This window comes from Cytophagales bacterium, assembly GCA_019456305.1.
Classification (GTDB): Bacteria; Bacteroidota; Bacteroidia; order Cytophagales; family VRUD01; genus VRUD01.
In genome coordinates, this window is the sequence record VRUD01000027.1 from 41,724 (window position 1) to 48,026 (window position 6,303).

The 6,303-nt window shown below is 35.7% G+C and carries 6 protein-coding genes; 4 read left to right on the forward strand and 2 right to left on the reverse strand.

Going from position 1 to position 6,303, the window contains the following annotated elements; genetic code table 11:
- Positions 1-45: 45 nt before the first annotated feature.
- Positions 46-1,092: a hypothetical protein gene (locus FVQ77_07650; protein ID MBW8050199.1), complete on the reverse strand. Its 1,047-nt coding sequence runs from the start codon at positions 1,090-1,092 to the stop codon at positions 46-48.
- Positions 1,092-1,223 (reverse strand): DUF433 domain-containing protein, encoded by a 132-nt coding sequence (locus FVQ77_07655; protein ID MBW8050200.1) that lies wholly within the window; start codon positions 1,221-1,223, stop codon positions 1,092-1,094. The genes FVQ77_07650 and FVQ77_07655 overlap by 1 nt, the downstream gene beginning before the upstream one ends.
- Before the next feature lie 268 nt (positions 1,224-1,491).
- On the opposite strand from FVQ77_07655, the gene FVQ77_07660 reads away from it, so the two are divergent.
- From FVQ77_07660 to FVQ77_07675, 4 genes are all read left to right on the forward strand, one after another.
- Positions 1,492-2,760 carry a hypothetical protein gene (locus tag FVQ77_07660; GenBank protein MBW8050201.1) on the forward strand — a complete coding sequence of 423 codons (1,269 nt, stop codon included), beginning with the start codon at positions 1,492-1,494 and terminating at the stop codon, positions 2,758-2,760.
- A gap of 79 nt (positions 2,761-2,839) precedes the next feature.
- Entirely contained in the window at positions 2,840-4,588 is a 1,749-nt protein-coding gene (locus FVQ77_07665; protein ID MBW8050202.1) for a hypothetical protein, read from the forward strand.
- 18 nt (positions 4,589-4,606) lie between these two features.
- Entirely contained in the window at positions 4,607-4,972 is a 366-nt protein-coding gene (locus tag FVQ77_07670; GenBank protein MBW8050203.1) for a hypothetical protein, read from the forward strand.
- 204 nt (positions 4,973-5,176) lie between these two features.
- A partial coding sequence (locus FVQ77_07675) for a hypothetical protein (protein MBW8050204.1) occupies positions 5,177-6,303 on the forward strand: 1,127 nt, incomplete at its 3' end.

Below are 6,303 nucleotides of genomic sequence, written 5' to 3' on the forward strand. Positions count from 1 at the left end.
CACAACGTATCGGGGCAACGTCTCTAAAAAATCCAATTTCCAAATTTATAAAATTTCCATTCTCTTTCTAAAATCACTGATCTTATTCTGAAACTTTAAAAAAACCTTGTTTCTTTCTTTTTCAGAAGTACCGCTGATCAGGGTGGATTTTCTCAATAATATCTTGAGAGAATTATAAGTATCCTCATAAAAATCATGATTTGTTGTTGTCAGCAAATTAAGTGAATTATTGGCCAGGTAAGTTACCAGGGTATTGTCCATCCTGGCAAGTATAGTAGTATCAGTGTGTAAAACTTCATTGTAGTACACTTTGTAATTACCCTCACTGACAAGCCGCTGCCCTTTGGGTGGTTCTTTTACCTCCCCGGGTTTATCAGGGTTTTTCTCATACTTAAATTTAAACCCATGTGCTGCCTGGTTTTGAATATGAGATAACAGCTCAGACAATTTGTCACATAATATTACAGCACAGTTGCTATCCTCAAACAATCCGCTGACATGGTAATACTCTATCTGTTTTAAAGTGACATCGAGTGCTTCTGCATTATAAATCTCAATGGTAGGTATTTTAATATATATGTCCCTGATCTTTCGGGATACTTCATTGCCATTTTCTTCTTTTTGATCAAGTGCAAATTTTTTATCTGCAAGTTCTGAATAATCTAATATAGTTTTCTTCCAGAAGAACATCTTAAAGGAAGCAATTTCAGGTACGTGCAAAAGATGGGGCAATGGGATGTCGTTTGCAAGGTATATGACCTCTTTGTTTTCAGCCGCTTCGATCTGTACAAGATCCTGAAGCTTAGCATCCATGAACATCTGAAAGCTAAAATCCTTTTCGTTTAACGGCCTGTAATTAAAAGCGATCACATCAGTAGTATTGTTAAATATCTCATCAACAGAAATTCCAAACCGTACAGATAGAGTTTTAATTTCGGTAAAGGTGAAAGATGTTTCTCCGCGGATTCTGCGGTATGCACTATCCTGGCTAATATCCAATATATCTGCAACTTCATCCACTAAGGCCAGGTGTACTGGCAGCTTTTCCTTAACACATTCTAAAAACCTGTTTTGTATTATTTTGGTGTCCATTATTTATAAACAGTATCTAAATATACTTTTTCCTCTTCTACTAATTTGGCAGCATATAGCATACAAGCTAAAATATCCTCTGTTTCAAGTTCGGGAAAGTTTTCAAGCAAATCACTATTATTTATACAAATTTAGTAAAATTTACTAAAACCACCTCTTTTAACAAACAAATTTTTGCAAAATACACAAATCTGCCAATCCCATTTGCAAAATCTGCCAAAAATAAGCCCTTTCCAGAAAAAGTCAGCCAATTATTAGTAAAATCTGCAAATTCCTGCAGACCACTTGCGAAAATCCGTTTTAGCGCCTGCGTACAAGCAGTTAGATTTGTCCCGAACATAAAGTTTTGTGCGAGACAAAAAAATTAAACTTTATTAAACATTTTAAATTTAAAAAATCATGAAAACAAAAAACACACCCCAGTACGGTTGTTCCAACCTACGGGGTATAGTTGTAGAAGCTCAAGGAGCCAAAACAACATCTGTAATGCGAACTTTGGTTCGCACAGTATTTATAGCATCTATGCTATTAATACTCTTAAAAAATGCTTATGCACAGCACAAAGCCACACTTGGTATATTAAACATTGATACCAAAGGCGTGCTGCACGACCCGGCTGCCATGAGCAACATGGTTCGCCTGGAGTTAGATAAAACCAATGTCTATTCAGTCATAGACAAATACGACCAGACAGACATCATTGAAAAAAATGAAGTGAACATTGCCAACTGTTATGGTAAATCATGCGTGGTGAATGTGGGTGAGCTGCTGCATGCTGGCAAAATGGTTACCGGCAGTGTGGAGCGGTTAGGTGAGAAGATCATCATTACCCTCAGATTGATTGATGTAAAATCAGCCACGGTTGAAAAAACAGATGCAACCGAATATCTGAACCTTCAGCCGGAGATCCAGAGAATGATCAGGATCTCTGTCAAGAATCTTCTGGGTATTGAAAATGACCCGACCGAGGTGAATTCTTTGGTTCATTATGAAGTGCCTGTTGTAAGCCCAAAATCTAAAATAAAAGCAAGCGGGCCAAGAATGGGGATGGCATATATAGCGGGTGATAACGGACGAAGATTACAAGCTAGTGATGAAGGTGGGCTTGATCTGCTGCCCCTTCTTACTCAAATAGGTTACCAATATGAAGTGCAGTACCTAAGTGCAGGCAATTTTCAGGCGCTGATTGAATTTTTAGGAATAATAACCGGAATGGATCAGAGCATCTTTAGGCCATCTTTATCATTTTTAAACGGATTCAGAAGCACTAAAACCGGGTGGGAAGTTGCCTTTGGCCCAGTCTTTTCGTTTGGTAAAGGAAAAGACGGATTTTTTGAAGATTACGTACCAAATAATGGAATAAAAGGTAATACAGGGGACTGGCATTCAGAGACCATCTATGATGAGAGCACTGGGACTATTACTACTTATAAAGACAACGATGTTTATGTAGACAAAAATGGTAAATCCCATAATGTAACAATTATCACTAGATTGGATGATCGGGGAACTCCTAAATTAAATAGCAGTTGGATTTGGGCTATCGGGAAAACATTCCAGTCAGGGTACTTAAATATACCTGTGAATGTGTACATAGCGCCTAGTAAATCAGGGTGGTTTATAGGAGCATCTTTTGGGTTTAATCTGAATAAACAACCGAAAAGATAATAATAAATCAAACCTGCGAGGTTTATAAAACCTCGCAGGTTTTAAAATGACTAATAACTAAAAACGAAAGGAGATTATCATGAAAACATATCTAACAATATTCGCCCTGTGCGTCTTATCATCATTATCCATTGCACAGGATCCAGATCATAAAGCACCTGCCCGCCATTCGCAAATCCAACAAGAGGCAGGCGGGGAGGTGATTAGAATTATATTAAAAGACGGAAGCGTGATAAAAGATGCTAAATTATATTTTATTTATCCTGATCTGATTGAATACGAAAAAAACGGCAGCTTACACGATCTTTTAATTAACGAAATTGACTGGATAGTATCAAACAAGCAGGTAATAGTGTTTGATAAAAATAATAAGCCACACGAGAGCAAACGACTCGACTTGCTTATTGATAATACATCAATGAGCTCTTTTGTAAGTGTTTTGAGCAACTATGTTGGAGAAGATATTGACAAAAGCGAACGGGATTATTATTGGCTCTTCCCCGGTATAAAAGGCTTTATCTCAGCAAGATTGAATGGCAATAGATACGTAGTTTATAATCAATATGGCTATGCACCTTACGCCTATACTTTTAAGATAAAACACATTTCTGCAGGATCGGTCAAGGATACTGTTATTACTATCAAATATACTGAACAAGATTATCTTATCTTACATTTTCTTGAATTCAACAAAATTTTAAATAAAGAAAAAAAGGTCAACAGGCGTTTAATAAAAACAGGTTTGGCGGGAAGCCGGCCGATTGTTAATCAGCAGCCAGTAAATAGTCCTCGTCAGGCCACTAAGGGTGAGACATCAGGGAAGGCAAGTGGTCAGACGAGTATGCCGGAAAACAAGACGCAAACTCTCGTCCGGCCACTAAGGGATGGCGCCAGTGAAGGCAGGCGGTCAGACGAGTCTGCTGCACAAAACAAGGAAAATGATAACATATCAAATAAAAACCAACCTGCGGTTATCACATTAAAAAATAAAAAAGCAATAAAAGATGTCCGCTTATATGAAATACAGCCAAATGTGATTGTTTATGAAAAAGAAGGCAGCCTGCACGACCTTTTGATACAGGATATTAAAAGAATAGAAACGGACAAAGAGATCATTGCCTTTGATAAAAATAATAAGCCGCTGCGTTTGCAAAAGAAACCCCTGGATGCGATAGATTATAACTGGCAGTCTCCTCGTCAGACCACTAAGGGCAAGGCAGTAGGGAAGGTAAGTGGTCAGACAAGTAACGACAAAATAGACAAATATGTCATATTAAAGATCTCCCCACTTGCTTTGCTTGAACCGGAAGGGTCTATACAGGGTGGAATAGAGCTTATGCTTGATAAAAATATCAGTATTCAGCAGGATCTTGGATATGTTTTTAATAGTTATGGATCTGAATTAGGCTTGTTCTATCCGGAGATCAAACAGGGCTTGATCTCAAAAACCGAATTAAGATTTTATAATAAAAATTTCAACAAATCAGATTTAAAACCATCTATGAAAAGAAAAAGAAATTATATAGCGCCACAATTTTTATATAAACATATTCAATACAGGGGTTATGATTACTCCTATCGCAATAATAAAAATAAAGACATTTACGCAGCACATTTAAAATTTGGCCGTCAATTTATCTATAAAAACAACACTGTGTTGGATATATTTTTGGGATTTGGTTTTAGACATAAAGTAGATTCCTGGACTTATACATATACTAGTTATGATTCCTGGACTAAAAAATCAACTACAGAAACCAGGAACTATAGAAACGAAATTACTTTACCAGGTATAAGTGCCGGCTTCAAAATTGGTTTAGCTTTATAATGTAAAAAAATAGTTGAGATGAACTCAAATAACAAAATATCGCCATCTATATCAGAAAATGAACATCTGGAAGCAGGGAATAATTACTTGCGCACAGAAATCGAATACCTGAAGTCTAAAACAAACCACCTCAGCGCTGAAAAAGAGTATCTGAATTCAGAAAAGGAGCATCTCAAATCAGGGGATGACTACCTGAAGCCTGAAAATGTACATCTGAGATCAGGCAAAGATTACCTGAAATCAGAAATAGGTTATCTGAAGTCAGAAAGAAAGCTCCTGGAATTAGAAAGGACATTCCTGCAATCAGCAGTTAAATATCTTAAGCATGGTAACAGATGCCTGGGATCAGGAAATGAATATTTGAAATCGAAGTTTGCATATTAATAACCAATAATAAGGAAATAGGGAAATAAAGGGAATAGAGGAAATAAGGAAGAATGAAGAAGGGAATAAGGAAATAAGGAAGAATGAAGACGGTTAGTGTGTTCTAATTTCTAATTAATTGAACAATCAAAAAAGGAGGCAATCATAAAAAAGTTAATCAACATATTATGCGTAACATCTCTGCTGCTTCAGGGATGCGCGGCCATGATCTCCGGCTCAAAAGCCAAGATAGAAATATCCGGCAAACCAGCAAGGGCTAAAGTATTCTACCGGGGATATTATGAAGGCGCTTCTCCCATGGTATTAAAAGTTCCAAAAAAAGACATCAATAAAAATACTAATAGAAATAAAATTGAAATTAAAACAGCAGGATACGAAACAAAAACAGTATTACTGAAAGGATATTTTGAAGCATCACCCTTTATAGTATTAGATGTACTTACCGGTATTCCATTAATATTACCTGGTATCATTGCTCTATTAGTTGATGGTATTACATACAGTTGGTTAAATACCTCACCCAAAAAAATACATTATAATTTAAAAGAGCTTTCATCTCCTTTGGCTCAGAAAACAACAGTTGCTAAAAAGGAGACTATACAGTCAATAGGTGGTATGCCTGTGACTATAACATTTTCACCGAAAAAAACCAACAATTATAATAATACTGACAAAACCAAACTTGAAACAATAGAAAAAATATCGGCTAAAGAGGTACAGAAACCAGAAAAACAAAAACCATTAGTAGTAAAGAGAAAAAATTATCAGGAGGAGAGGAAGGTATTCAGTATGAATGAAGAAAGTCTCCCTTACCTGGTAAGAGACTCCTGTTTGATTGTGCTTAAAAATAAACAGGTTATACTATGTAACATTTACGATCTGAAAAGAGACCTGATTGTTTTTGAGAAGGAGAATAGCCTGCACGATCTACTCATTGAAGACATAGACTGGATAGTACCACATAAAAAAACAGGTGGATATTTTTATTTTGATAAAAATGGAAAGCCTGTCTATCTGAAAAAACGGGATGATAAATCAAAAAAAGTTATGAATTATAAAAATGCTTCTGTTACCGCTATTTTATATCATTACCTGGGAAAACAAATTGATAAAAATGAACGGGATTACTATTGGCTCTTTCCTGGTATTGATGGATTCATTTCAGCTAAATTTATTGAAAAAAACCTTTATGAATATTTCTTTAAAATAAAATTCAAACCACAGCATGTTGTAAAAGATACAATTATTTATATTAGTTATTCCAGATTGGAATTAATAAAAAAACATTTTACAACATTTGAAACAATTATAAATAAAAAAAGAAAAGTAAA